Origin of the sequence: Halopseudomonas formosensis (assembly GCF_900115905.1) — a bacterium.
In the GTDB taxonomy this organism is placed as follows: domain Bacteria; phylum Pseudomonadota; class Gammaproteobacteria; order Pseudomonadales; family Pseudomonadaceae; genus Halopseudomonas; species Halopseudomonas formosensis.
This window is the reverse complement of the sequence record NZ_FOYD01000005.1, coordinates 196459-221186: the sequence shown is the minus strand read 5'-3', so window position 1 is coordinate 221186 and position 24728 is coordinate 196459. Positions and strand designations below refer to the sequence as shown.

The window sequence follows — 24728 nt, the reverse complement described above, 5'->3', positions numbered from 1 at the left end:
TGAACGCAAGGAGTATTGCCATGACCGAGAACAACGCCTCCATGATGTTGCGCCGGGAGCGAGCGGTGCCCAGGGGTGTCGGGCAGATCCATCCGGTCTTCATCAAGCGGGCCGACAATGCGGTGATCTGTGATGTGGAAGGCAACCTGTTCATCGACTTTGCCGGTGGCATCGCGGTGCTCAATACCGGGCACCGGCATCCGAAGGTGATCGAAGCGGTCAAGCGTCAGCTGGATCTGTATACCCACACCTGCTTCCAGGTTGTGGCCTACGAACCCTATGTGGCCCTGTGCGAGAAGATCAACAGTCTGGTGCCGGGGGACTTTCCGAAGAAGACCCTGCTGGTGACCACCGGCTCCGAGGCGGTGGAGAACGCGGTGAAGATCGCCCGCGCCGCCACCGGACGGGCGGGGGTGATCGCCTTTGCCGGCGGATACCACGGCCGCACCATGATGACCCTGGCCATGACCGGCAAGGTCATGCCCTATTCCTCGGGCATGGGACTGATGCCCGGCAACGTGTTCCGCGCCCGCTTCCCCGATGCCCTGCACGGGGTCAGCGAGGATGACGCCATCGCCAGCATCGAGCAGATCTTCAAGACCGACGCCGAACCCAGGGATATCGCCGCCCTGGTGGTCGAGCCGGTGCAGGGCGAGGGTGGCTTCCGCGTCGCCTCGCCGCAATTCATGCAGCGCCTGCGGGCACTCTGTGATCTGCACGGTATCCTGCTGATCGCCGACGAGGTGCAGACCGGCGCCGGTCGTACCGGCAGCTTCTTCGCCATGGAGCAGATGGGCGTTACCGCCGACCTGACCACCTTCGCCAAGTCGGTGGCCGGCGGCTTCCCGCTGGCCGGGGTATGCGGCCGGGCCGAGGTCATGGACGCCATCGCCCCCGGCGGCCTGGGCGGTACCTACGCCGGCAACCCGGTGTCCTGTGCCGCGGCACTGGCGGTGCTGGAGGTCTTCGAGGAAGAAAACCTGCTGACCCGGGCACGTACCCTGGGAGATATGCTGATGGAGCGGCTGCAGAATCTGGCGGAGAAGGATGCGCGCATCGCCGAGGTACGGGGTCTGGGCGCCATGGTCGCCTTCGAACTGTTCACCGCGGACGGCCATCCCGACCCCGAGCTGGCCAGCCGGCTGGTGATCAGCGCCCGGGAGCGCGGTCTGTTGCTGCTGTCCTGCGGCCAGTATGCCAACGTCATCCGCATCCTGGTGCCTCTGACCGCCTCCGATGTCGAGGTGGACGAGGGCATGAAGATCATCGAGGCCTGTCTGGCCGAGCTGTAACACTCTGCGGGTCGAGCGGGGCCAGGCTCCGCTCGCGCCAGCCTCTGCCTCAGAAGGTGGACAGGCCGCTGGCCTCCATCACCCGATACAGGCCGTAGCGCAACCGGCTGTGATCGGCAAAGACCTCGTAGTCGAGGCTGTAGGACACCCCCTCGGCGTTGCTCCACAGGCGTTCGAACTCTTCTCTGGCCTGAGCCATGGGGTGATAGTCCCCGGGCGCGTGCAGCTGCACATCGGTTTCCAGATTCAGATCATCCAGATTGCGCCGGGTGAAGTTGGCCGAGCCGCTGATCAGCTCGCTGCTGCCGTCGGCGCGGTCCAGCCTCAGCCATTTGCGATGGCACTGTTCACCACTGGTATTGCACCAGCGCACCGGGATGCCGGCGCGGTGCAGGTCCCAGGCGGCCTGGCGGTTGGGGATGCCGTTCTTCTCCCGACCGAAGGCGTCGCGGTTGGGGTCCAGCAGCACGCGCAGTTCCACACCCCGCTCCCGGGCGCTGATCAGCGCCTTGAGCAGCGGACGGTGCGACAGATAGAACACCTCCAGATCCAGCCGGTCGCCGGACCGGGCGTCATTGACCGTCTCCAGCAGTGCCCGCTTGATGGCGCCCTCGGTGAGGATGCGCAGGCGCGGGCCGGTGACCGATTCCTCAGCCGATGGTGTCGGCCAGTGACGGGTGTCCAGAGAGGCCATGCGGGTAACCGCCTGTTCGCTGTACAGCAGATCCAGCGCCGCCGGGCCGTCGAAACGCAGCGCCTGGTTGCTGTGCCGGCTGCTGGCGTCGTGGGGATTGCCCGAGGTCACCAGCGCGGTCCAGCTGTCGCCGGCATCGGCAATCAGGGTCTTGCGGTGATTGGCGCGGAAGTTGATCAGGTGCAGATAGCTGCGCAGGGTAACCTTGCCCGGTCCCACCGGGTTGGGCAGCCAGCCGCCCTCGGTGCTGTTGCCGAGGAGCTGGCAGCACAGCGCCCATAACCCGGTCCACAGCGGATTGGACGCCGGCAGGCGCTCCAGGGGCGTCATCACTACCGTGATACCCGCCGCCTGCAGGGCATCCAGATGCGGGTTGCGCACCCCGCCATAGAGGGTGTTGAACGGGTCGGTAATCAGCACCACCTCGAGATCCGGGTGATTCTCGCGGGCGCGGATCAGCGCGCCAGCCAGCTCGGACGACAGGGGCCGGTAGCCGTGCTGCCCGGCGAACTCGTTGAACAGGAACATGTCCAGGACCACCAGCCTGCGGGCCTGGTCGATGATCTCCAGCACCTGATCGAAGATCTGCTGTCGGCTCAGACGCTCCCCCGATGCCGTCTGCCAGGTCTGATCGGAGAGCCATTGCAGGTTCTGTGCAGGTCGCCAGGGCAGGCTCAGGGACAGTTGATCGGGCAGGGCACGACCGGCCTGGTACAGGGCCATACCGAACCAGGCAAGCAACAGCAGCGTAACCAGGCTATTGATACGGCGGAGAATGTCCATACTTCTGCCCCGTCAGATGGTGGAGCCTGCATGCTACCCTTGATGCCGGATGCTTGTCTGCAGGGGGACCTTGGCCGATGCGCAGAGTGGCGGGCCTGATCACGCTGGTGGTGCTGATATTGCTGTTGCTGACGCTGCTGACCGGGCAGTGGCTGCAGCGCAGCCTGCATGGGGCCGGCGTGCAGCAGCTGGACTGGGAACACTGGCGCTGGGCCGAGGGCAGCCTGCAGATTGGCGGACTCAGCGGTGTGCACGCCGGTGAGCAGGGCCGGCTCGGCTTTCGGGTCGAGGGGCTGGTGCTGCGACCGATATGGGACGGCGGCCCACGTCTGCAGCAGGTACGGGCAGAGCTGGTACAGCTGGTGTGGCAGCCCGCCGCGCAGCTGCCGGCCAGCGCGCCGGATGAGGCCTGGAGCCTGCCGGCGCTGGAGGACCTGGCCGCGCCCCTGGGCTGGCTGCCGGGGGCGTTGCAGGTAGATCGGTTGCTGGTGCAGCTGCCCTGTGATGAGGCCTTCTGCGATCTGCAGGGCAGTCTTCAGCTGCGCAGCCAGCCACAGCCGCTGGCACTGGATGCCCGCCTGGACCTGCTCCAGCAGGAGCAGTGGCTGCAGGGCCGGATGCAGTTGCAGCAACAGCAGGACAGCTATCTGACCCGGGCTGAGCTGAGGGTGCCCGAACCCCTGCCTCTGCCCGGCATCGGGCTGCTCAGCGGGGCGATGACGCTGGACCTGGAGAACCGGGGAGCGCTATGGATACTGAACGAGGGGCAGGCCCAATGGCGCTTGGAGCAGCCCTTCTCCGATACCCTGACGGCCCTCCCCGAGGACTGGCGCCCCCGGGTTCTGTCACTGGAAATCACCCCTGATCCCGGCAGTATTGCCGACTGGCAGCAGCGCCTTGAACTGGCGGTCGGGGCGCGGCTTGAGGGGGTCCTCGAAGGCGGTCTGGAGGGGCGTCTGCTGTTGGCCAGCGCGGCCACCGGCTGGGAGGCGGAACTGGATGGGGCGCGGCTGCAGCTGGCCTCTGACCGCCTCCGGCTGCCGGACCTCGAAGTCCGTGGTCTGGCGCTGGACTGGCCGCTGCAGGGGCGCGTTGCCGAAGGGCAGCTGACCCTGGCCCTCGGTGAACAGGCCAGCCTGGCTGCCAGCAAAGTGACGCTGGCGGCCGCGGAACTCGCGGTGACCGGCCTCGACGCCCGGATGGGTGGAGCCCGTCTGGCCGTGCCGCTGGAACACCCCGACCAGCTCGTACTGCACAGTGCGCTGCAGCTGGGCATGCAGCAGTTGCAGCATCCGGCGCTGATTCCCCAGGGCTGGACGCTGAATGGCGAGCTGCAGCACTCTTCCGGTGTGCTGGGGTTGAGCGGGCGGCTTGCCGGTCAGGGCGGCCTGAGCGCGGATCTGAGCCTGGATTGGCCCGCGCAGGCCGACTGGCGCCTGCAGCTGACCCTGGGTGAGATGTTCCTGCGGGCGGCCAACCCGCTGGCGGCGACCTTTGCCGACTGGCCGGAGCTGCTGAGCTTTTCCAGCGGCCGGCTCAGCGGGCAGCTGCAGGCCCGTGGCAGTGATGGTCTGGAACAGCTGAGCGGTCGACTGCAGCTGAGCGGAGGTCAGGGTATCTATGATCGCGCCAGTTTCTCCGGGCTGTCGGCCCCCCTGGAGCTGGGTCTGCGCAATGACCGCCTGCAGCTGGCTACCGAAGGGCTGGTTCTGGAGACGGTGGATCCCGGTCTGCCCCTGGGGCCCCTGCGTCTGCGCGGCAGTTACACGGCCGATCTGGCGCATCTGGACAGGGGGGTTCTGCAGCTGGAGGCGGCCAGTATCGGCGCGCTGGAGGGACAGGTTCGACTGGAGCCGGCGCGGGTGGACCTGAGCCAGTCACGCCAGAGTCTGGTGGCCCTGGTGGAGGGCGTCGAACTGGCGCGGCTGTTCGAGGTCTATCCCGCCGAAGGCCTGAGCGGTCGCGGCACACTGGACGGGCGCTTCCCGGTCAGCCTGGTGGATGGCAAACTGCTGGTCGACGGCGGGCGCCTGCAGGCCCGGGAACCGGGTGGCGTGCTGCGCTACCGTGCCGCCCAGCTGAGCGACATGGCGGCCGGCAACCCCGGGCTGGAACAGCTGGCCGCGGCGCTGGACGACTTCCGCTACCGGGTGCTGGCCAGCGATGTGTCCTATGATGAGCAGGGCAAGCTCCTGCTCGGGCTGCATCTGGAGGGCAGCAACCCGACATTCCAGCAGGGCCGTCAGGTCAATCTGAACATACAGCTGGAAGAGGATATTCCCGCACTGCTGACCAGTTTGCAGCTGAGCGGGCAAGTGAACGAGATCATCAGGAAACGGATCGAGCAGCGGTATCTGCAGCGCAGTCCATGACAGGAGAAGACCATGTGGCGTCTGACAATCATAGCGGTGGCCGTGGCGGTGATCAGCGCCTGCACGCCGACAGTGCAGCTGGCCGCCCCCAGCGACCCCATCAACATCAACCTGAATGTGAAGATTCAGCACGAGATCTACATCAAGGTCGACAAGGAGCTGGACTCGCTGTTCAGCGAATCCAGCGGACTGTTCTAGGAGAGATATCATGCGTACACCCGTTCGAATATTCGGTCTGCTGCTGGCCCTGCTGCTGAGCGCTCCGGTGCTGGCAATGAACCTGAACGAGGCCATGTCAGCTTTGCCGGCGGCCAAGGCGGCAGGGCTGTTGGGGGAGCAGCCTGATGGCTATCTGGGTGTGGTCAGCCCGGGTGGCAATGCACAGGAGATTGCCCGGCAGATCAACGAGGCCCGGCGCCAGGAGTACCAGCGCCTGGCCCGGGAGAACAACATCCAGCTGCGGGATGTGGAGTCCATGGCCGGCAAGAAGGCGCTGGAGAAGACGCCCTCGGGCCAGTACATCATGCTCAACGGCGTGTGGATGAAGAAGTGATCCTCAGTTGATCAACCGCAGCCGTTCGTTGGCGGTGAACTGCTCCTCCAGCAGGGCGTTCACCGCCGCCCGGCGGTCACTCTCGGCCAGCCCCGGCTGACTCAGAATGCGTTCGCGCTCCTGCTGGAAGGCCGCGACCCGCTCACGCCACTCGGCGCGGCTGCGATCCAGCTCCTCCAGCCGCTCGGTCGCCTCCGGGCCCAGCATCCCCATGCGCAACTGCCGTATCCGGCCTTCGTCGGCCCCGGCGGCGCGCAGGGCCAGGGTCTGCTCGCGCAGGTCGTTGTGGATCTGCGGCACCAGCAGCTGCTGCATCTCCTCGGGCAGATTTTCGCGCAGGGCCTCTATGGCCAGCCCCTTTTCCCTGTCGCTTAGGGACGGGTCCTGCTGGATCGTCAGGCGCTCAAGGGTGAAATTGTTGTAGATCTCCTCGCCGGCAAAGAACGCCTCGTGGGCCTCGCGGCTGAACAGGCGGGCACGCAGCTGCTGTACTGCCTGCTCGCGGGCCAGCAGGTCCTCCAGATGCTCGGCGACGGGGAAACGTGCTTCCAGATCCACCAGTTGGTACTGATAGTCCAGATAGGTTTCCAGCAGTTCCAGCGCCTGGCCGCGGGCGGGCTCGTCGAGCTGGGCGGTCAGATGATCGCGGATGCGCTGTCGGGCCTGCTGGCTGGATTCCTCACCGATCAGGCTGAGGAAATAATCGAACAGATGGCGCACCTGGCTGGTGAGCACCAGATTGCCCCGGGCATCCACCAGCAGCTCGCCGTCTACCTGGGTGCCGCGCAGACTGGTCGGCTCCTGCGCAGCCGGCGTCAGCCGGGCAGGAGCGCTCGGCGGCGGCAGCGACGGCGGTGCGCTGATCCTGCTGTCCTGTGCGGTCACGGCGGGCGCCGGGGCAGGAGTGGGCGCCTCATTGCCGGAAGACAGGTACCAGCCCAGCAGCAGGGCGCTGGTCAGCAGCGGGAGATAGATGATGAATTTCATGGGGATCCTCCCTGGATAACGAGCGGCGGACCCGGTGCCGGGCCCGCCCGCACATCACAGACCGGCATTCTTCAGACGGTTGGCCTGCTGCCGGTAGACGGTCACCGGATCGGTTTCCAGAATGCTGGTCAGACCGAAGAACTGGTTGACCTCATCCAGGTGGTTCATCCGGTAGTTGTCGCGGATCACCATGCCCAGGCGCGAGCTGCAGCGGCCGACCATGCCGTCATTGGCCTCGCCCTTGGGAAAGGTCTTTGAGGCCACTGCCATCATCAGGTCCGATGGATCCAGCAGGTTGGTTGAAGGACTGGTGCCGCTCCAGGAGTAGTAGCGCACGCCATTGACCTGATAGGCCCCCTCGCCACAGGCGGTGGTGGGCAGACCCTGGGGATACAGGGCATTGAACCGGGCTGCGCCCTCGGAATTCAGCGACTCCAGGGAGCCCAGGGAATTCATCGGGCTGTTGATCGGGCTGCGCGAGAGGAAGTTGATCATGCGGCCCACGGCGTTCACCAGCTCGGACAGGACCTTCTCACCGGTCGAGCCTTCGGGGATCCTGCGCAGGAAGTCGGCCAGGGCCGAGCCCTTGTGCGGCGCCCCTATGCTGGTGACCGAGGCGACCAGATCCGGACGCACCGCCGCTACATAACGTATGGTCGGCCCGCCGTGGCTGTGACCGAACAGATTGACCTTGCCCTTGCCGGAGATCGCGACAATCTCCTCCACCTGCTCCAGCAACTGCTCGCCCCGGGCCTGGGAGGTGTCCAGCTGGCTGACCTGGGTGACATAGACGGTGGCGCCGTCCTTGCGCAGGGCCTGGGGAATGCCGTACCAGTAGTCGATGCCGAGCATGCTGTCCCAGCCGAGCATGCCGTGGCTCAGTACTATGGGGTAGCGTGTCTGGGTGTAGTTGGAGGAGCTGCTGAACCAGGAAGCCTGAGCCTCTGCGGACAGTCCCGCAGCCACCAGCAGTCCCGCTGTCATCAGCGTGAGGCGTGATTTCTTCATTCGGATCCACCTTCGGTTTCTTGTCATTGTTATCGCTCCGATCGCAAACAGAGCCCTGTGCAGCTTATACAGCGGTCGGCATTGCCGCGAGCGGGACCCCGGGGCCGGGAGCTGACCGATGGGTCGTCCGCTCTGGCTCGCGGCCATTCATGCAATCAATCCGACGAACGGCTCCCGGACCCTCTCCAGTGGTGGGCGAGCAAATGCGCCTGCCTTCACAAATGGAGCCAGTCGTGCCGCTTTCGGCCCTGCTATCTGGTAGTCTGCAGACGGGATCTGGTGGGATGCAGAGAGAGGGATTACCTATGTTGGTTGGCAGTTTTCTGAGTGGCTATGCCTTCTGGTTGCTGCTCGGCCTGGCATTACTGATTTCCGAGTTCTTCGTACCCGGGGTGGTCGCCGTGTTCTTTGGCATCGGCGCCCTCGCGGTGGGCCTGCTGACCCTGGCCGGGGCCATCGAGAGCCTGCCAGTACAGCTGCTGTGGTTTTCCCTGATCAGCCTGATAGCCCTGTTTGGCCTGCGTCGGCACTGCACGCGCTGGCTCAGGGGGAAGGTCGGCGGGCAGGCGCAGCAGGATCTGGACAGCGCCGGGCTGCTGGATCAGCGCGTCACCGTACTGACCGATTTTGTTGACGGCGTCGGCGATGTCCTGCTCAACGGGGCCAAATGGGATGCCGAGGCCAGCGAGCCGCTGCGTGCCGGCGATACCGCCTGGGTGACCGGCTTCAGCGGGATTGTGCTCAGGGTCAGCAGCCGGCCGGGCAGCAGCCGGGCGCAATAACAACAATCGATTCGACTTTAAGGGGAGCAAACATGGAAACCGCAACCATCATCGCCCTGGCGTTCCTGGTGCTGATCATCATCACCATCGCCAAGACCGCACAGATTGTGCCGCAGCGCTCGGCCTACGTGGTCGAGCGGCTGGGCAAGTACGTCAAGACCCTGGAGGCGGGCTTTCACCTGCTGATTCCCTTCGTCGACCGCATTGCCTATCGCCACACCATGAAGGAAGAGGCCATCGACGTGGACCGCCAGGCCTGCGTGACCAAGGACAATATCCAGGTGGTGGTCAATGGCGTGATCTACCTGCAGGTGGTGGACCCCAAGGCCGCCAGCTACGGCATTGCCGACTACCGCTACGCCGCTACCCAGCTGGCGCAGACCACCCTGCGTTCGGTGATCGGCAAGATCGATCTGGACAAGACCTTCGAGGAGCGCGAGGCGATCAACACCCACGTCGTCGATGCGCTGGACGAGGCGGCCCGGCCCTGGGGCGTCAAGGTCATGCGCTACGAGATTGCCGATATCGAGCTGCCGGCGACTATCCTCGACGCCCTGGAGAAGCAGATGCGCGCCGAGCGTGAGCGCCGCGCTGTGGTCGCCCAGTCCGAAGGGGAGCGGGAGGCCAAGATCAACGTCTCCGAGGGTATCAAGCAGGAGACCATCAACCTGTCGATCGCCGACAAGGAACGGCAGATCAACGAGGCTGAAGGCAAGGCGCGGCAGATCGAGCTGGTGGCCAAGGCCACGGCCGATGGTCTGCGCATGGTGGCCGAGGCGATCAACACCGCCGGCGGCAAGGATGCCGTGGCCCTGCGGGTAGCCGAGCAGTACGTGACCGAGTTCGGCAAGCTGGCCAAGACCAACAACACCATGATACTGCCGGCGGAGCTGAGCAATGTCGGGGCCGCGGTCGCGGCCATTACCAAGACCCTGGAGACGGCGAAGAGCTGAGCTGTCATCGCCCGGTAACCTGTTGCTGGCAGTCTGCAGCAACAGGTTGATCGGAACCGGGGAAAGCAGTAAGGTAAATGCCAGATCAACGGAGAACACCATGACTCACCCGACATCCATGTCACATCTGCTCAGCCCGGTTTGCACCGTGGCCGCGTCTGCGTGCATGCCGGAAGCTGGTGTTTCCGCTTATTTTTACGGGTATTGGTTTAGCCAAGGGCTGGCCTGATCCCGTCAGGCGGCCCACTCAGCACCGGCCGCCCACCGCAAGAATCAAGAAACCCCCGGTCGGCCACCCGACCGGGGGTTTTGTTTTTTCAGGCCCAGAGCCAATGAATCGAGAGGAAAGAGACATGCGCAATGACTACCAGGGTTACCGTTACTGCAGCTGGCGATTTAGTGGTCGCGCCCAGAACCCACGAACATTGCAACGACTGACACGATAGAACGCCACGCGGAATGAACCGCGTGGCTGAGGAAACATGATGAATTCTTCCGTATCCGCCCTGCCGCTCTCCCTGGTGTCCAATATGGCCCAGGCCTCCAGTCCTGTTCAGGACAACGTTCGTCACACGCGCCCGCTGCCAACCCCGGCTGTACTTCGCCAGCGCCTGCCCCTGAGTGACCTGTTGGCACAACAGGTGTCCGCCCAGCGCCAGGCCGTTCGCGACATACTGCATGGCGATGACCCCCGCCTGCTGGTGGTGGTGGGCCCCTGTTCCATCCATGATGCCGACGCGGCCCTGGACTATGCCCGCCGCCTGGCGGATCTGGCCCCCGAGGTGGCAGACCAGATGCTGCTGGTGATGCGAGCCTACATCGAGAAGCCGCGCACCACGGTCGGCTGGAAGGGGCTGGTCTATGACCCGCAGCTGGATGGCAGTGGCGACATGGCCCGGGGGCTGGAATTGTCGCGCCGGCTGATGCTGCAGATGATCGAGCTCGGCCTGCCGCTGGCCAGCGAACTGCTGCAACCGCTGGTGGCCGGTTATGTGGACGACCTGCTGGGCTGGGCCGCCATAGGTGCCCGCACCAGCGAATCGCAGATCCACCGGGAACTGGTCAGCGGCCTGGGCATGGCGGTGGGGTTCAAGAACGGCACCGACGGCAGCATGGGCATCGCCATCGATGCCATGCGCTCGGCGGCCGCCGCCCATCAGCATTTCGGCATGGACGAGCTGGGCCGTCCGGCGCTGGTCGAGACCCGGGGCAACCCGGACACCCACCTGGTGCTGCGTGGCGGCAACCAGGGGCCGAACTTCGACGCCGCCAGCGTGGCCGCCGCGCGGTCAGCGCTGGATCAGGCCGGGGTGGATGCGGCCATCATGGTCGACTGCAGCCACGCCAACAGCGGCAAGGACCCGCTGCGCCAGCCGGCGGTGCTGCACGAGGTGATCGACCAGCGCCTGGCCGGGGATGATCGCCTGCGGGCGGTAATGCTCGAGAGTCACCTGTTCGATGGCAATCAGCCGTTGTCCGGCGAGTTGCGGTATGGGGTTTCCATTACCGATGGTTGCCTGGGCTGGGCCGGGACCGAGCAGCTGTTGCTGGAGGCAGCGCAGCGGTTGCGGGGCTGAGCTGGGGCGCCGTGCTCCGGCTCGAGTCCTTCGCGCCGGGGGCGGCGCTCCTACAAAACCGAGCCATGGAGCACATTCACTGTGCGAGTGCCTTGGCGGGAAAAAAATACCAGCCCCCACGCCAGAGCCTGCCAGCCGGCAGGCTCCCTCAGTAGTGATACCAGCGCAGCTGCAGCATCACCTCGTTGCGCGGCGTATCCAGCTGGCTGAACTGGCGCCGGGCGCTCAGGCGCAGGCCCAGATTGCGGTCCAGCTCCAGCTGCTGGGTCAGGCCGATATGGCGGCGGATCTCGCCGTTGTGAAAGTAGTCGGCGCTGGCTTCGAGCAGCAGGTTGCCAGCGCCATTGCGCCACAAGAGTCCCGCGTCAAAGCCGGCGGCCGGGCTCAGGGCGGCGGCAAAATCCGGATGATGCTCGACCCGCAGGGTGGCCAGGCTGTAGGCCAGCAGCTCGTCGTTCAGCCTCCAGCTGAAGCCTCCGCCACCATTGAGATGCCCCACCAGACGCTGCCTGCCGTCCTTGCCGGCTACCCGCTCGAGCCCGGTTTCCACCTGCCATGACCAGGGCTTGAGCAGGGCGTGGCGCGGGGTCAGGGAGCGGATGCTGATCAGCCCGAGCTCCTGCAGTTGCCAGTGGTTGCCCTCGTACTGGCGTACCCGCAGTTTGCCCAGCTCGATCTGGGCGCCCAGCGGGAAGCCATCCAGATTGTCGTTGAGATCATGGTAGGCCATGCGCAGGCCGTACTCGGCAAAGTCCCGGCCATCCAGATTGCCCAGAGCCAGTTGCCAGGTGCGTGACTCGTGACCGTCCTCGGGCAGGGGTGGGGTGGGGATCTCCAGTCGCGGCGGCGGGTTGCGGTTGATCGCCTGCAGCAGCTGGTAGCTGCGCGCCGCGTTATCCGGGTCGCGCTCGCGGTTGACCGCCTGATAGCGCAGCAGCCGGTAGCTGGTTTCCTGAATCAGCGCCTGCCGCTCGGCGGGCAGTTGCTGAAAGGCCGGGTCCTCCAGCAGTGCGGTATCCGCCGCCAGCTCCCGGGCCAGTACCAGCTCGCGGGATGACAGCGGCTGGGCCCGGGCCAGTAGTTCCTTTTCCCGGGAGGGACGGTAGTTCACGCTGCTGATCATGCCGGCGTCCTTCACTGCGCGTACCGTGTCGGCGGGAATGGCAGTGAGCGGGAACTGATCGATTAGCCGCAGCCCCGGCCGGGCGATTTCCAGCAGCTCCAGCAGCCGGTAGGAGCAGTTCTCGTCGAAGAAGAAATAGTCGAAGCGGATCTGCCGCAGTTCCCAGACATGCTCGACCAGGCGGCCGGTCTCCTCCGGGGTGAGATCGAGCCGGTATTCCCAGAGGTCGCGGTTCTCCAGGCTGCTGTATTCGCTGATCTTGTCCCGGTACGGCAGCAGCGAGAACTGGCCGGGATAGCCGCCGGCCAGTCCCTTCCAGGCGTACAGCATGCTGTTGTCCATCTGCTCGACCATGGCGCCGAAATTCAGCGCATAGCTCAGCAGTGCGGTGCCGTTGTCCTGCATGTCGGGCGAGTCGATACGCAGCAGGGTATGCCCGAACATGGAGGAGGGGCTGTTCAGATAGGCGTCGGGAAACACCAGCACGGTACTGTGCGGGTCGATATCGGCATACCAGGCCGCATACTCGGCGCAGGTCACCGCGGGCAGCTCGGTCAGTGCCAGTTGTTCGCGCAGCCAGCGGGTGCGCGATGGGTAACGGCACTGGGCATGCTGGTCAGCCAGGCCAGGGTCGGCATGAAGCGCCTCCAGCGTGGCCTCGAGCTCCGCCAGTGGAGAATGTTCGCCCTGGTCAGAAAGGAAGAAGTCGGGGTCATCCACATAGCTGCGCCAGCCGCCGATCAGGGGCTTCTCATAGTGCCCCAGGGCAATCCAGTAGGGGTGTTCGGCAAGGGACCGCAGCGTGGCCGGATCGGGATGGGAGTTGGCCTGTGCGATGAGACTGCCGAGGGCCAGCAACAGGGAAAACAGGGCTCTGAACATGCGCACCGCTGGGGGGAAAGACTTGAGGGGCGATCAGGGCCCCGGACGGCCCTGCCCGTACTGCAGGCGGGCAGGGCGCAGGCAGGCCGGATCAGGCCTGGTCGGCGTACTTGGCCAGAACCTCGTCACGCTTCATCACGGCCAGAGTGGCAGTGTAAACCTGCTCGGCGGTGACGTCGGCGGAGCTGAAGATCTCGTTGAAGTGCTCGCTGGTCACTGTGGCAAAGCGGGCACGATCCTCGGCGGCTACGCCCATGACAACCGCGTAGGTGGTCAGGGCTTCACCCTCACCGCGGGCCATGTCTTCGGACAGCTCGTTCATGATGCTGCTCAGTACCAGCATGGACTTGCCGTGGTAGGCCAGCTTGCCGCTGGTGTCACAGCCGTTGGTACCGGAGGTCATGCCGAAGGTGGCGTTACCGGAGGTACCGTTGGTGATGGAAGCCACCAGGTGGGAGGGCAGGCCGCTCTGACCTTCGAACAGCATGTTACCCCAGCCGCAACCCGGGCCGCCGGGGGCGGTAGCGAAGGCGTTGAGGGAAGCGGCAGCCAGCAGAGATCCAATGAGAAGGCGTTTCATGACAGTTATCCATCTGTAGGGAAGAAGTCCAGAATCTAGCAACGCGCTTCGCTTATTGCAATTTGATTGCCGTCGTATGTGACAGGGCGGTCGGCAGCACCCCCGGCTTCTGTGAAATGCATCACGCATTGCCACCCTGCGACTTGTCTATGACGACGCATACGTCTACTGGATTGCGCTTTGCTGATCGCGTTGGGAGAGTTAGGGTCAGGCTATCAATAACAACAATGAATCACCTGGAGGCGTGGTATGGCCGAGACTGCTCATCTACCCTGGCTGGACTCCTACCCCGAGAGCCTGCGCTGGGATACCGAACTGGCCACGGGGCCGGTGAACGAACTGCTGGACCAGAGCGCCCAGCGCTTCGCCGATAACCCCGCGATCGATTTTCTGGGCCACAAGATCAGCTACCGCGAGCTGGACCGACTGGTCAGCCGCGCCGCTGCCGGCCTGCAGCGGCTGGGCGTCGGGCCGGGGGTGCACGTGGGTCTGTTCCTGCCCAATTCCCCGCACTATTTCATCGGCTTTTTCGGCGTTCTGCGCGCCGGCGGCACCGTGGTCAACTATTCCCCGCTGGACGCCGAGCGCACCCTGGCGCACAAGATCGAGGACAGCGAAACCGACATCATGCTGACGCTGGATCTGGAATCGCTGTATCCGCGGATGGCCGGCATGCTGGGCAACAGCCGCCTGCGGCATCTGGTGGTCGGCCAGCTGACCGAGTTCTGCGGGCCGGTCAGTGCGGCGGCGGCCGGTCAGCTCGGCCCGTCGGTGCCGGTGGCCCTGGATGCGCAGACCCTGTCCTTTGCCAGCCTGTTGGACAATGACGGTGATTACCGGGCGCATCCCCAGGGGGATCCGGCCTCCAGCCTGGCCGTGCTGCAGTACACCGGTGGCACCACCGGTGTGCCCAAGGGCGCCATGCTGACCCACGCCAACATCACCGCCTCCTGCTCGCAGCTGGAAGCCATTCTGCGTGATGCACTGGAGCCGGGGCGCGAGCGGGTTCTGGCAGTGCTGCCACCTTTCCATATCTACGCGCTTATGGTGAACATGATCTTCGGCGTACGCATGGGATCGGAGGTTTACCTGCATCCGCGTTTCGATGCGGAAAGCGTGCTGCGCGAGATCCATGACAACCGCATCACCACCTTCCCCGGGGTGCCGACCATGTTCATCGGGCTGGCGGCGCATCCGCTCACCGAGCAGCTGGACCTGACCTCGCTGAAGCTGTGCAACTCGGGTGGCGCGCCCCTGCCGCTGGAAGTGCAGCAGCGCTACTCACAGATGGCCGGTTGCGCACTGCGCGAGGGCTGGGGCATGACCGAGACCACCACAGCGGGAACCTTCACCCCGCGCGATGGCGAACCGCGCCCCGGCTCCTGCGGCCTGCCGATCCCCGGCGCGATCATCCGCATCGCGCCGTTGGACGGCTCCCCCGGCAGCCTGCCGCCGGGGGAGTGCGGCGAGGTCTGCATCGCCGGCCCCAACGTTACTCCCGGCTACTGGAAACGGCCGGATGCCACCGCCGAGGCCATGACCGAGGACGGTTTCCTGCGCACCGGTGACGTCGGCTACATGGACGAGAAGGGCTGGGTCTATATCGTCGACCGCACCAAGGACATGATCCTGTGCAGTGGCTACAACGTGTATCCGCGGGTCATCGAGGAAGCCATCTACGAGCACCCCTCGGTGGAGGAGGTGGCGGTCATCGGGGTGGATGATCCCTGGCGCGGCCAGTCGCCCAAGGCCTTCATCAAGCTGCGCAGCGGTGCGCCCCGGCTGAGCTTCGAGGAGCTGCAGCGTTTCCTCGAAGGGCGTCTGGGCAAGCATGAGCGCCTGTCGGCCATGGAGCTGCGCGATGCGCTGCCACGCACGCCGGTGGGCAAGCTGTCGAAGAAGGATCTGGTGGAGGAAGAGCGGGCCCGCGCCAAGGCCAGCTGAGCGTGGGGGTGGGGCGGGCTTGACCGCTGATCCGGCGTATCGGTAAATGCGATCAGCTGCGGTATAATGTCGCAACTGATCGCCCTCCCGGTCCGGGCGACAGGCAGCAACAGAGTCAGGAATCACCCATGCTCGCCCAGCAGTCGGTACAACACATACCCTTTGCGCCCGGCCCCCTGCTCATTTCCCGAAGCTTCGAGGAAGCGGCGGCCACGCTCAACGGCAACCTTTCGGAGTCACGTACCGTGCGTCCGCAGCGCCGTGGCGCCCATGCGGATATCCGCTTCACCCTGCGCCACCTGCCGAACATCAAGCTGTTCGGCGCCTACTGGGGCGAGGAGGCGGTGGCCGTCAGCTCGACACCGCTGAGTTCCTGGCACGGCATACTGCCGCTGGCCGGCGGCATCCGCGATCTGCACAGCGGGCAGCAGGTCAAGGCCGGCGAGATGATCCTGTTCACCCCCGGTCACGAGATCGACATCGTCTGGGCACCCGGCACCAAGGCCATTGTTGCCTCGCTGGAAGACCAGTTGCTGCGTAATCACGTCGAGTCCGCCTATGACATGAGCATGCCGACCCTGCCGGAGCGGGTACTGCGCATCGAGCAGGAGCATCCGGCGCTGGTGAGCATGGCCAACCTGCTGCGTCTGACCGATGCGGAATTTCGCCAGGGCGGTGGTCTGTTCGGCCTGCCGGTGGCGCAGCAGCAGTTGCAGTCGCTGTTCTGCGAGAACCTCCTGCAGCTGCTGCCGGTGCATCATCGGCTGAACGAGCGTCGTCTGCTGCCCCGCGCCCTGAAGCGGGCACTGGAATACATCCACGAGCATCTGGAACAGCCCTGGTCGATGGAGGAGCTGGTGCGGGCCAGCGGCGTGAGTCGCCGCAGTCTGGAGCAGGCCTTCCGCGACAATCTGCAGACCAGTCCGCTGCGCTATCTGCAGCAGTGCCGTCTGGAGCTGGCACGCGACTGTCTGCGCCGCGCCCGCCCGGGTGACCTGCAGCTGGTGGATCTGGCGCACCGCCTGGGCTTTGCCCAGCCCAGTCATTTCACCACCGCCTACAAGCAGGCCTTCGGCGAACTGCCCTCGGAAACCCTGGCGCGCTGGTGATACCGTCCTGAGCGTGCCGGTAGGACAAAAAAGCCTCTTCGTTTCGGCCGGTTCAGTGCAGGCCTCTGCACCCCAGCAAGCCCTCCCCGGTCTCTCAACATAACTGACACACCAGCAGCGCTTTGCAATAAACGGGCAAAAGAAAAGGGCTGGCCGGTTACCCGGACAGCCCTTTCTGGTTACCACGCTCCGGACGTCTTACTTGAAGCAGCGGTCGTACAGGCAGGTGTCGAAGCCGTAGCGCAGATCGAACTCGCCCATCAGCACGTTGTTGCGTGCCACGTAGGCTTCCCAGTCCTTGAGCAGCTCGGCCAGCTTCTCCGGATGCCTGGCAGCCAGGTCGCGGCTCTCGGTCGGATCCTCGGCCAGGTTGTACAGCTGCCACTGGGCGGTGCCGTAGGGCGGGTTCATGTTGGTGATCTTCCAATCACCCTTGCGCAGAGCCTTGCGGCCGAACAGTTCCCAGCCGATGGCGCGTTCGGGCATGGCCTTGCCCTCGAGGATCGGGCGCATCGAGATGCCCTCGATGGAGGCCACTTCCCGGCCGTTGTAGGTGCCGGAGGGCTGCTCGATGCCGGCCAGTTCGAGGAAGGTCGGCATCACGTCCATGACGTGGGCCACTTCATGGGTGATGGTGCCGGGCTGGCTGACCTGCGGAGCGCGGATGATCGCCGGTACCTGGATACCACCCTGGCTGGTCAGGCCCTTGAAGAACGGGAAGGGCGCGGTGCTGACCTGGGCCCACTGGGGACCGTAGGCGATGTAGGAGCCGCGGCGGCCCATGTTCTCCAGGCTGTTGTCGAAGTTTTCCTTCATCCACACATCGTTGCCGGGCAGGTCCTCGGGGTTGTTGCCGTCGGCGCCGTTGTCGGAGAAGAACAGGATGAAGGTGTTGTCGTATTCGCCGGTCTTCTTCAGGTAGTCGATGACCCGACCGATATGGTGGTCCATGTTATCGACCATGGAAGCGTAGAGCTCCATGCTGCGTGCTTCACGACGCTTCTGTTCGTCGGTCAGCTGATCCCAGCTGGGCAGGGCGCCGTCCATCGGTACGTTGGCCTCGACATTGGCCGGCAGCAGGCCCATTTCCTTCATGCGCGCCAGACGCTCCTGGCGGATGGCCTCGTAGCCGGCGGCGTAGCGGCCTTCGTACTTGTCCAGCCACTCGTCCGGCACATGCAGCGGCCAGTGGGGAGCGGTGTAGGACAGCAGGGCGAAGAAGGGCTTGCCGTTGCTGCGACCCTGTTCGATGTATTCGAGCATGGTGTCGGTGTAGAACTGGCTGGAGAAGAAGCCCTCGGGTGCGCTGACCTGCTTGCCGTTCTCGCGGTAGATCGCCTTGGGATCGTTGCCGATGATGGCGAACTGGTCGTCGAAGTGGCTGGCGCCGCCCTGAACCAGGATGTAGGAGCGGTCGAAGCCACGGGCGGCGGGGCTGGTTTCCTCGGTGCGGCCCAGATGCCACTTGCCCACGGTATAGGTGTTGTAGCCACCGTCCCGCAGGACCTCGGCCACGGAGGCCACGCGCTCGTTGAGGTAGCCTTCGTAGCCCGGCTGGTTGCGCTGGAAGGGCTGGATCAGTTCACCCATGTTGCCCAGACCGGCCATGTGGCTGTCGGTACCGGACATCAGCATGGAGCGGGTCGGCGAGCAGGTCGGTGCCGCGTGGAAGTTGGTCAGCCGTACGCCCTCGCTGGCCAGGCTGTCGATGTTCGGGGTGTTGATCTCACCGCCGAAGCTGGTGATGTCGCTGTAGCCCAGGTCGTCGGCCAGGATGATCAGGAAGTTGGGCTGTTTGTCCTCGGCCTGGACGGCGGTGCCGACCAGGGCAGAGAGGCACAGGGCCCAGCTGAGTCGTCTGATGTTCATGGTTGTTTCCTCAGTTGCTGTATCAGATCGGCGGTACATGGCCGCCGGTGGCTGTTGTTGTTCAGAAGCGCATCGCGGTGCGCACTACCAGGGTGTTGTTGTCATGCCCGCCGGCGCGGGTGATCGCCCGTCCTGCTGCCAGGTGCATGGCATGCAGGTCGATGTTGAAGTTGGCGGTCGGCTGCCAGCGGCCGGTGAACTGGTAGGTGGTACCGATTTCCCGCGCCGAATTGTTCAGGGTGCCGGCCAGCGGACGCACACCGGGGAGATAGACGTAATCATCGGTGGCATGCCGCCAGGTCTGCAGGATCGAGGAGTACACCTCTATGGTCCGCGCCGGCTTGAAGTTGAATGAGGGGCCGGCCAGGATCAGGTTCGACATGGTGGTCAGGTTGGCCTCCCCATAGGTGCCGTTGCGCGGGTAGAGGGCATCGAAGGTGCGGCTCTGCGAGGCGGTCAGCGGATCGCCGCCGCTGGCCACATCCAGATGCAGGCCGAGCCGCAGGCGCAGGCGGTTATCAAAGGTATAGCCGCTGTCGCTGCGGATAGCCCAGGCGCGGATATCCCGACCGGCATGTTCGCCGCCCTGCAGCATCAGGTCCCAGTTCCAGTCCAGCTGCTGCTGGCGGCCGAACAGACGGGTGCCGAGGGTGTAACGCTCCTCCCGGCCGACGAAGCCCTGGAAGTTGCGCTCGTCCATGTCCCGGGCGAAGGCATAGAGATCCACGCCGCGCTGCGGGGCGAGATTCAGGCTGGCATAGAGGCCGAGCAGGCGGGTGCTGTTGTCGCTGCTGTCATCGAAATTGTCTCTGTCGTAGAGGATCGGTCGCAGGGCCAGCAGGTCGAGCTGGTGCTTGCCCGGCGTGGTCAGACGCAATACTGCGCCGTCGAAGGCCTGACGGATGTTCGGCTGCTCGCCGATATTGAGCAGCGCGCCCTGGCCGTACTGGATCTCCTGACGACCGATGCGGGTGGTCGCCTGCAGCCGGCCGAGGTCGAAGCGGGTGTCGATGAAGGCCTGGGCCACATCGTTGCGGCTGCCGTCGCGGGGCAGGGGGAACTGCTGATTCCAGCTGCGGGTGTTCTGCAGCTGGACGAAGGTGCGCACCCGGTTGTCCCACAGGTGCAGGCTGGCATGGGCCTGGGCACGCTGCTGGATGTAATTGTCGTCGCCCTGGCCGTTGAGGTCGAAGGCGACGTTGTCCGCATGGGTAAAGGCGTAACGCAGTTCACCCCCCAGCTGCAACCAGGCGCTGTCGCCAAGACGGTGATAACGCAGCCCGTCGAGCGGGTCGGTACGTCGGGCCGGGTCGTCGAGGAAGCGGTAATCCTCCAGTTGCCGCGAGGGGCCGGCAGGGAAGGGCCTGCTGTGCTCCATCGGGTTGGCGGACGGAATATGGGCGTGACTGGCCGGGCTGAGGGCAGAGGTGATCAGCAGGGCGGGCAGTGTCAGGGCTGTGATCAGTGTGCGCATGGGACAAACCGAGGTTGTTGTTATTGGCACGCCAGTATCCGCAGACCAATGCAGCGACCGGTATCGGTATAGCGCAGGGGCTTGTGTGACAGCGCAGATTTTTCTGCGCCCGGGGTCGAAACCGCGGTGTCAGCCGACGAAATGCGGTAGGGGCGGGAATATTTCCCGAGCAGCGCAGCGTTGCTTCTGCCGGGATCGGGCCTTAAAGTCGCCGATAACCTTGTAGCCTGGCGCTGCGTCCCTACCCCGACAATAACTGGATCTGAACATGGCGGTACCCGGAAATGCCCCCCGCAGACGCTGGCGCTGGTTTGCGCTTGCCGTCGTGTTGCTGCTGGCTGCGGTGGTCGGCCTGCTGATCAGCCAACAGCCCCCGGGGCCGCCGGCGGCTCCTGCGCCCACCCCCCAGATATCGACGCCGGCACGACCGGCAGCGCCGGTGACCGCCGAGTTTGTCGGCAGTGACAGTTGTGCCGGCTGCCACAGCGAGCAGCACAGCGCCTGGCGCCAGTCCCAGCACCATCACGCCATGGCCCATGCCGGCCCGGATACCGTGCTCGGCGACTTCGAGGACGCCCGCTTCGACTACGCTGGCGTGACCACCCTCTTTACCCGGCGCGGCGAGCGCTATTTCGTCACCACCGATGGCCCGGACGGCGAACTCGAGGAATTCGAGGTGCTCTACACCTTCGGGCTGGATCCCATGCAGCAGTATCTGGTGGATCTGGGCCAGGGCCGGCTGCAGGCGCTGTCGATCGTCTGGGATACCCGCCCGGCGGAGCAGGGTGGCCAGCGCTGGTTCCATCTGTACCCGGATGACGAGATCGGCCATGGCGACCCCCTGCACTGGACGGGCGCGGCGCAGAACTGGAACTTCATGTGCGCCGACTGCCATGTGACCGACTACCGCAAGGGTTTTGATGCAGACAAGGGCAGCTTCTCCCCGGCCTGGTCGGAGCTGGGCGTCGGCTGCGAGGCCTGCCACGGCCCCGGCAGCCAGCATCTGGCCTGGGCCGAGGGTGAGCACGGTCTGGCAGACAGGGGCCTGACGGTGTTGCTCGATGAGCGCCGCGGCATGCACTGGCTGCACGAGCTGGAGCGGGTTACTGCCCGGCGCAGCGAGCCGCTGCTCAGTGACCGGGAACAGCAGGTCTGTGCCCAGTGCCATTCCCTGCGCAGCGCCGCTGCCGAGGGTTATCACGCCGGGCTGCCGCTGCTGGACTTCTACCGTCCCGAGCTGCTCAGCGACCCGCTGTACTTCGCCGATGGTCAGCAGCGCGAGGAGGTCTTCATCACCGGCAACTTCGCCCAGAGCCGCATGCATGCGGCCGGGGTCACCTGCAGCGACTGCCATGAACCGCACAGTCAGGCCCTGCGGGGCGAAGGTAACGCCCTGTGTGGCAGCTGCCATCTGCCCAGCAACTTCGATCGCCCGGAACACCATCAGCATCCGGCAGGCTCCAGCGGCGCCCAGTGCGTCAACTGCCACATGCCGGAGCGCACCTACATGGTGATCGACCCCCGGCGGGACCACGGCATCAGCATTCCCCGTCCCGATCTGGGGCAGGCGCTGGGCATACCCGATGCCTGCAGCAGCTGTCACAGCGACCGGAGTGCCGACTGGGCGGCGCAGCAGGTCGCGGACTGGTTTCCCCAGGGCCGCTGGCGCCAGCCCTCCCACGCGAGTGTCATCGCCGCAGCTGATCAGGGCCAGCCGGCGGCGCAGCAGGATCTGGTCAAGCTGCTGGCGCAACCTGAGCTGGCGGCCATCGTGCGTGGCAGCGCGGCACAGCGACTGAACCCGGCGCTCGGGCCGGACCAGTTGCGCGCACTGGTGCAGGGACTGGCTGACAAGGATCCGCTGGTGCGTCTGGGCAGCCTGCGCGCCTTCGAGGACGCCGCACCTGAGCTGCGTGCCCGTTTCCTGCCCCCCCTGCTGAAGGACCCCCTGCGCAGCATCCGCAGCATGGCGGCCAGTCAGCTGGCGGATGTAACCCTGCCGGCCGAGTGGCAGCCGGCCTTCCAGCGTGCTCTGGAGGAATACGAAGCGGAGCTGGCGCTGCATGCCGACCGTGCCAGTCATCTGGGTCAGCTGGGACTGCTGCGGCTGCGCCAGGGACGGGTCGGGGAAGCCGAACAGGCCTGGGACAGGGCCATCCGTGCGGAACCTCGGGCCTCCGGCAACTATCTCAATCTGGCCGATCTGTACCGCCTGCAGGGACGAGAGAAGGCCGCCGAACGGTTGCTGCGTGATGCGCTGGAGCTGATGCCCGGCGACGGCATGCTGCATCACGCGCTGGGCCTGTCGCTGATCAGGCAGCAGCAGCGCGACGCTGCAATGGAGCACCTGCGTCGAGCCTGGGAGTTGCAACCGGAGAACCCCCGCACCGGCTATGTACTGGCCGTGGCGTTGGAGCCGAGCGCACCGCAGCAGGCCCTGGAGATACTGCGCAGCGGCATGGACCTGCACCCCCAGGATCGGGATCTGCTGTGGGCCGGCGCCAGCTTCGCCATCCGTCACGGCCAGCTTGAGCTGGCCACGGAGTTTGTCGATGCGCTGCTGCGCCGGGATCCCGGAGACCGGGAAGCGCGGCAGCTGCATGAACAGCTCGGCCAGGCGGTCCGCTGATCCGCAACGGCCGCAGGCGGTGCACCGAGCCGCCTGTCGATCGCCTGCGCTGGCGCGGTGATTTTGCCGCTTCAGCGTCCGCCGGCATCTGGCTCCGGAAATGACTTTCACCCATACTGTGCGACCTGATCAGATTCGCTACTGCAGACACCAGTCCAGGAGATCATCCGAACACCATGAACGACGCTCTGTCCCAGACCCCGCAGCACAAGCCCCGCCCCTTCGTCGACCTGCTGGTCAGTATCGTGATCCCCTCGGTCATCCTGATGAAGTTCAGCGGCGAGGCCCACCTGGGGCCGCATCAGGCGCTGATCATGGCGCTGGCCTTCCCGCTGGGCTGGGGGCTGTTCGAGCTGATCCGCTACCGCAAGTACAACTTCATCGCAGTGCTGGGCGTGGTCAGCGTCTTCCTCACCGGCGGCATCGGTCTGCTGCAGCTGGACCCGCAGTGGCTGGCGGTCAAGGAGGCAGCGGTGCCGGGGGTGATAGGGCTGGCGGTGCTGTTTTCCACCCGCACGCGCTTTCCGCTGATCCGCACCCTGCTGTACAACGAGAAGGTGCTTAACGTGAAGCGCATCGACGAGCGGCTGAAGGAGCGGGGTGTCAGCGAGGTGTTCGAACAGCGGCTGCTCAAGGCCACCTATTTCCTGGCCGGAACCTTCTTCTTTTCTTCCTTCATGAACTACATCATCGCCAAGTGGATAGTGGTCAGTCCCGCCGGTACCGAGGCCTTCAATGCGGAGCTCGGGCGCATGACCCTGGTCAGCTACCCGATGATCGCCATCCCCTCGATGATCATGATGATGGGCATACTCTTCTATCTGTGGCGGACCATCCATGGTCTGACCGGGCTGAAGATGGAAGAGATAGTCGCCCAGCCGCCGAAACAGGACTGAGGTGCTGCCCGGCCGGGCAGCGGTTCAGGCGGGCAGTGTCTGCAGTGCGTCACGCAGCCGCTGTACTGCGCCCTCCACGTCCATCAGCTTGTCCAGGCCGAACAGGCCGATCCTGAAGGTCTTGAAACCATCCGGCTCGTCGCACATCAGCGGCACACCGCTGGCGGTCTGCAGCCCCTGTGCGGCGAAGGCGCGGCCGCTGTGGATGCCATCATCGGCGGTATAGCTGACGACCACGCCGGGGGCCTGGAAGCCGGGCGCCGCCACGCTGGCGAAGCCACGCTCCTGCAGCAGGTTGCGCACCGCCTGACCCAGTGCCAGCTGCTGCTGGCGCAGGCGTTCGAAGCCGTAATCCGCGGTTTCCCGCATGGTGTCGCGGAAGCGCTTGAGCGAGTCGGTGGGCAGGGTGGCATGGTAGGCGTGGCCGCCGTCTTCGTAGGCGCGCATGATCTGCAGCCACTTCCTGAGGTCGCAGGCGAAGCTGTTGCTGCGGGTATGTTCGATGCGCTCCAGGGCCAGGGTGCTGAACATCACCAGGGCGCACCCGGGTGAGGCGCTCCAGCCCTTCTGCGGCGCGCTGATGAGCACATCCACGCCGCAGGCCTGCATGTCGACCCAGAGCGCGCCGGAGGCGACACAGTCGAGAACGAAGAGACCGCCCACCCCGTGCACCGCATCGGCCACCGCGCGCAGATAGTCGTCGGGCAGCAGGATGCCGGAGGCGGTTTCCACATGGGGAGCGAAGACCACGGCCGGCTTCTGCGTGCGTATGCTGGCGACCACCTCCTCGATGGGCGCGGGGGTGTAGGGTGCCTGGGCGCCGGGGCCGGTCGGACGGGCCTTGAGCACCAGCTCCTCGCTCGGCAGCTCTGCCATCTCGAAGATCTGTGACCAGCGGTAGCTGAACCAGCCGTTGCGCAGTACCAGACAGCGCTGATCCCGCGCGAACTGCCGAGCCACCGCCTCCATGCCGTAGGTGCCGCCGCCGGGTACCAGGGCCACGCCGTCGGCATGGTAGACCTGGCGCAGGGTGGCGGAGATATCCCGCATGACCTGCTGGAATTCGGCGGACATATGGTTCAGCGAGCGGTCGGTGAACACCACCGAATATTCATACAGACCTTCGGGATCGATACTGGGAACCAGGCGGGACACGGGCAACTCCTCGGCAGAAAAGGGCATCGCCGGGCGAGCCGGCGATCTTATAGAACCCTATCCCAA

General features: G+C 65.4%; 19 protein-coding genes. 11 read left to right on the top strand and 8 right to left on the bottom strand.

The genetic code is table 11. From position 1 onward, the window contains the following. Positions 1-20: 20 nt before the first annotated feature. Complete coding sequence (gabT, locus tag BM046_RS09600; protein WP_090538894.1) at positions 21-1292, top strand: 4-aminobutyrate--2-oxoglutarate transaminase; 1272 nt, start codon at positions 21-23, stop codon at positions 1290-1292. Between the two features lie 49 nt (positions 1293-1341). Here gabT and BM046_RS09595 read toward each other — a convergent pair whose 3' ends face one another. Further along, positions 1342-2769 carry a phospholipase D family protein gene (locus BM046_RS09595; RefSeq protein WP_090538892.1) on the bottom strand — a complete coding sequence of 476 codons (1428 nt, stop codon included), beginning with the start codon at positions 2767-2769 and terminating at the stop codon, positions 1342-1344. Between the two features lie 77 nt (positions 2770-2846). Between BM046_RS09595 and BM046_RS09590 the strand changes: the two genes are divergently transcribed. Genes BM046_RS09590 through BM046_RS09580 form a run of 3 tightly spaced genes read left to right on the top strand, consistent with a single transcriptional unit; the run spans position 2847 to position 5694 of the window. Continuing rightward, positions 2847-5141, top strand: coding sequence for an intermembrane phospholipid transport YdbH family protein (locus BM046_RS09590; protein WP_090538891.1), 2295 nt, complete (start codon positions 2847-2849; stop codon positions 5139-5141). A gap of 12 nt (positions 5142-5153) precedes the next feature. Continuing rightward, positions 5154-5339 carry a YnbE family lipoprotein gene (locus BM046_RS09585; protein ID WP_090538889.1) on the top strand — a complete coding sequence of 62 codons (186 nt, stop codon included), beginning with the start codon at positions 5154-5156 and terminating at the stop codon, positions 5337-5339. 10 nt (positions 5340-5349) lie between these two features. Continuing rightward, positions 5350-5694, top strand: coding sequence for a YdbL family probable chaperone protein (locus BM046_RS09580; protein ID WP_090538887.1), 345 nt, complete (start codon positions 5350-5352; stop codon positions 5692-5694). Positions 5695-5697: 3 nt separating this feature from the next. On the opposite strand, the gene BM046_RS09575 is transcribed toward BM046_RS09580, so the two are convergent. Both BM046_RS09575 and BM046_RS09570 read right to left on the bottom strand, forming a co-directional pair. After that, complete coding sequence (locus tag BM046_RS09575; protein WP_090538885.1) at positions 5698-6681, bottom strand: lipase secretion chaperone; 984 nt, start codon at positions 6679-6681, stop codon at positions 5698-5700. Positions 6682-6735: 54 nt separating this feature from the next. After that, complete coding sequence (locus tag BM046_RS09570; protein ID WP_407046198.1) at positions 6736-7665, bottom strand: triacylglycerol lipase; 930 nt, start codon at positions 7663-7665, stop codon at positions 6736-6738. Positions 7666-7994: 329 nt separating this feature from the next. On the opposite strand from BM046_RS09570, the gene BM046_RS09565 reads away from it, so the two are divergent. The 3 genes from BM046_RS09565 (at position 7995) to BM046_RS09555 (ending at position 11001) form a co-directional block, all read left to right on the top strand. Continuing rightward, positions 7995-8471, top strand: a complete 477-nt coding sequence (locus BM046_RS09565) for an NfeD family protein (RefSeq protein ID WP_090538881.1) — start codon at positions 7995-7997, stop codon at positions 8469-8471. Positions 8472-8503: 32 nt separating this feature from the next. Beyond that, entirely contained in the window at positions 8504-9424 is a 921-nt protein-coding gene (locus BM046_RS09560) for an SPFH domain-containing protein (RefSeq protein WP_090538879.1), read from the top strand. Positions 9425-9909: 485 nt separating this feature from the next. Further along, positions 9910-11001, top strand: coding sequence for a 3-deoxy-7-phosphoheptulonate synthase (locus BM046_RS09555; protein WP_090538877.1), 1092 nt, complete (start codon positions 9910-9912; stop codon positions 10999-11001). Positions 11002-11149: 148 nt separating this feature from the next. Here BM046_RS09555 and BM046_RS09550 read toward each other — a convergent pair whose 3' ends face one another. Together BM046_RS09550 and BM046_RS09545 are read right to left on the bottom strand one after the other, a co-directional pair. Continuing rightward, positions 11150-13006 (bottom strand): Lnb N-terminal periplasmic domain-containing protein, encoded by a 1857-nt coding sequence (locus BM046_RS09550; RefSeq protein ID WP_090538875.1) that lies wholly within the window; start codon positions 13004-13006, stop codon positions 11150-11152. 91 nt (positions 13007-13097) lie between these two features. Beyond that, a complete protein-coding gene (locus BM046_RS09545) occupies positions 13098-13586 on the bottom strand; it encodes a DUF3015 domain-containing protein (protein WP_090538873.1) in 489 nt (162 codons plus the stop codon). A gap of 249 nt (positions 13587-13835) precedes the next feature. Between BM046_RS09545 and BM046_RS09540 the strand changes: the two genes are divergently transcribed. Together BM046_RS09540 and BM046_RS09535 are read left to right on the top strand one after the other, a co-directional pair. Then, complete coding sequence (locus BM046_RS09540) at positions 13836-15530, top strand: long-chain-fatty-acid--CoA ligase (RefSeq protein ID WP_090538872.1); 1695 nt, start codon at positions 13836-13838, stop codon at positions 15528-15530. Between the two features lie 128 nt (positions 15531-15658). Beyond that, positions 15659-16639 carry a helix-turn-helix transcriptional regulator gene (locus BM046_RS09535; protein ID WP_090538871.1) on the top strand — a complete coding sequence of 327 codons (981 nt, stop codon included), beginning with the start codon at positions 15659-15661 and terminating at the stop codon, positions 16637-16639. A gap of 198 nt (positions 16640-16837) precedes the next feature. Here BM046_RS09535 and BM046_RS09530 read toward each other — a convergent pair whose 3' ends face one another. Together BM046_RS09530 and BM046_RS09525 are read right to left on the bottom strand one after the other, a co-directional pair. Further along, positions 16838-18508, bottom strand: a complete 1671-nt coding sequence (locus tag BM046_RS09530; protein ID WP_090538870.1) for an arylsulfatase — start codon at positions 18506-18508, stop codon at positions 16838-16840. A 61-nt stretch (positions 18509-18569) separates the two neighbouring features. Further along, entirely contained in the window at positions 18570-19982 is a 1413-nt protein-coding gene (locus BM046_RS09525; RefSeq protein ID WP_090538869.1) for an alginate export family protein, read from the bottom strand. 268 nt (positions 19983-20250) lie between these two features. On the opposite strand from BM046_RS09525, the gene BM046_RS09520 reads away from it, so the two are divergent. Further along, on the top strand, positions 20251-22611 hold the full coding sequence (locus tag BM046_RS09520; RefSeq protein WP_090538868.1) for a tetratricopeptide repeat protein: 2361 nt from the start codon (positions 20251-20253) through the stop codon (positions 22609-22611). A gap of 176 nt (positions 22612-22787) precedes the next feature. Continuing rightward, on the top strand, positions 22788-23507 hold the full coding sequence (locus BM046_RS09515; protein ID WP_090538867.1) for a VC0807 family protein: 720 nt from the start codon (positions 22788-22790) through the stop codon (positions 23505-23507). A gap of 24 nt (positions 23508-23531) precedes the next feature. On the opposite strand, the gene BM046_RS09510 is transcribed toward BM046_RS09515, so the two are convergent. Continuing rightward, positions 23532-24662, bottom strand: coding sequence for an aminotransferase class V-fold PLP-dependent enzyme (locus BM046_RS09510; RefSeq protein WP_090538866.1), 1131 nt, complete (start codon positions 24660-24662; stop codon positions 23532-23534). Positions 24663-24728: the final 66 nt, after the last annotated feature.

Coding starts and splice junctions, on each gene's coding strand:
- BM046_RS09590 (WP_090538891.1), top strand. CDS start 2,847: ATGCGCAGAGTGGCGGGCCTGATCACGCTGGTGGTGCTGATATTGCTG.
- BM046_RS09530 (WP_090538870.1), bottom strand. CDS start 18,508: ATGAACATCAGACGACTCAGCTGGGCCCTGTGCCTCTCTGCCCTGGTC.
- BM046_RS09550 (WP_090538875.1), bottom strand. CDS start 13,006: ATGTTCAGAGCCCTGTTTTCCCTGTTGCTGGCCCTCGGCAGTCTCATC.
- BM046_RS09540 (WP_090538872.1), top strand. CDS start 13,836: ATGGCCGAGACTGCTCATCTACCCTGGCTGGACTCCTACCCCGAGAGC.
- BM046_RS09515 (WP_090538867.1), top strand. CDS start 22,788: ATGAACGACGCTCTGTCCCAGACCCCGCAGCACAAGCCCCGCCCCTTC.
- BM046_RS09560 (WP_090538879.1), top strand. CDS start 8,504: ATGGAAACCGCAACCATCATCGCCCTGGCGTTCCTGGTGCTGATCATC.
- BM046_RS09525 (WP_090538869.1), bottom strand. CDS start 19,982: ATGCGCACACTGATCACAGCCCTGACACTGCCCGCCCTGCTGATCACC.
- BM046_RS09535 (WP_090538871.1), top strand. CDS start 15,659: ATGCTCGCCCAGCAGTCGGTACAACACATACCCTTTGCGCCCGGCCCC.
- gabT (WP_090538894.1), top strand. CDS start 21: ATGACCGAGAACAACGCCTCCATGATGTTGCGCCGGGAGCGAGCGGTG.
- BM046_RS09575 (WP_090538885.1), bottom strand. CDS start 6,681: ATGAAATTCATCATCTATCTCCCGCTGCTGACCAGCGCCCTGCTGCTG.
- BM046_RS09595 (WP_090538892.1), bottom strand. CDS start 2,769: ATGGACATTCTCCGCCGTATCAATAGCCTGGTTACGCTGCTGTTGCTT.
- BM046_RS09520 (WP_090538868.1), top strand. CDS start 20,251: ATGGCGGTACCCGGAAATGCCCCCCGCAGACGCTGGCGCTGGTTTGCG.
- BM046_RS09570 (WP_407046198.1), bottom strand. CDS start 7,665: ATGACAGCGGGACTGCTGGTGGCTGCGGGACTGTCCGCAGAGGCTCAG.
- BM046_RS09565 (WP_090538881.1), top strand. CDS start 7,995: ATGTTGGTTGGCAGTTTTCTGAGTGGCTATGCCTTCTGGTTGCTGCTC.
- BM046_RS09545 (WP_090538873.1), bottom strand. CDS start 13,586: ATGAAACGCCTTCTCATTGGATCTCTGCTGGCTGCCGCTTCCCTCAAC.
- BM046_RS09585 (WP_090538889.1), top strand. CDS start 5,154: ATGTGGCGTCTGACAATCATAGCGGTGGCCGTGGCGGTGATCAGCGCC.
- BM046_RS09580 (WP_090538887.1), top strand. CDS start 5,350: ATGCGTACACCCGTTCGAATATTCGGTCTGCTGCTGGCCCTGCTGCTG.
- BM046_RS09555 (WP_090538877.1), top strand. CDS start 9,910: ATGAATTCTTCCGTATCCGCCCTGCCGCTCTCCCTGGTGTCCAATATG.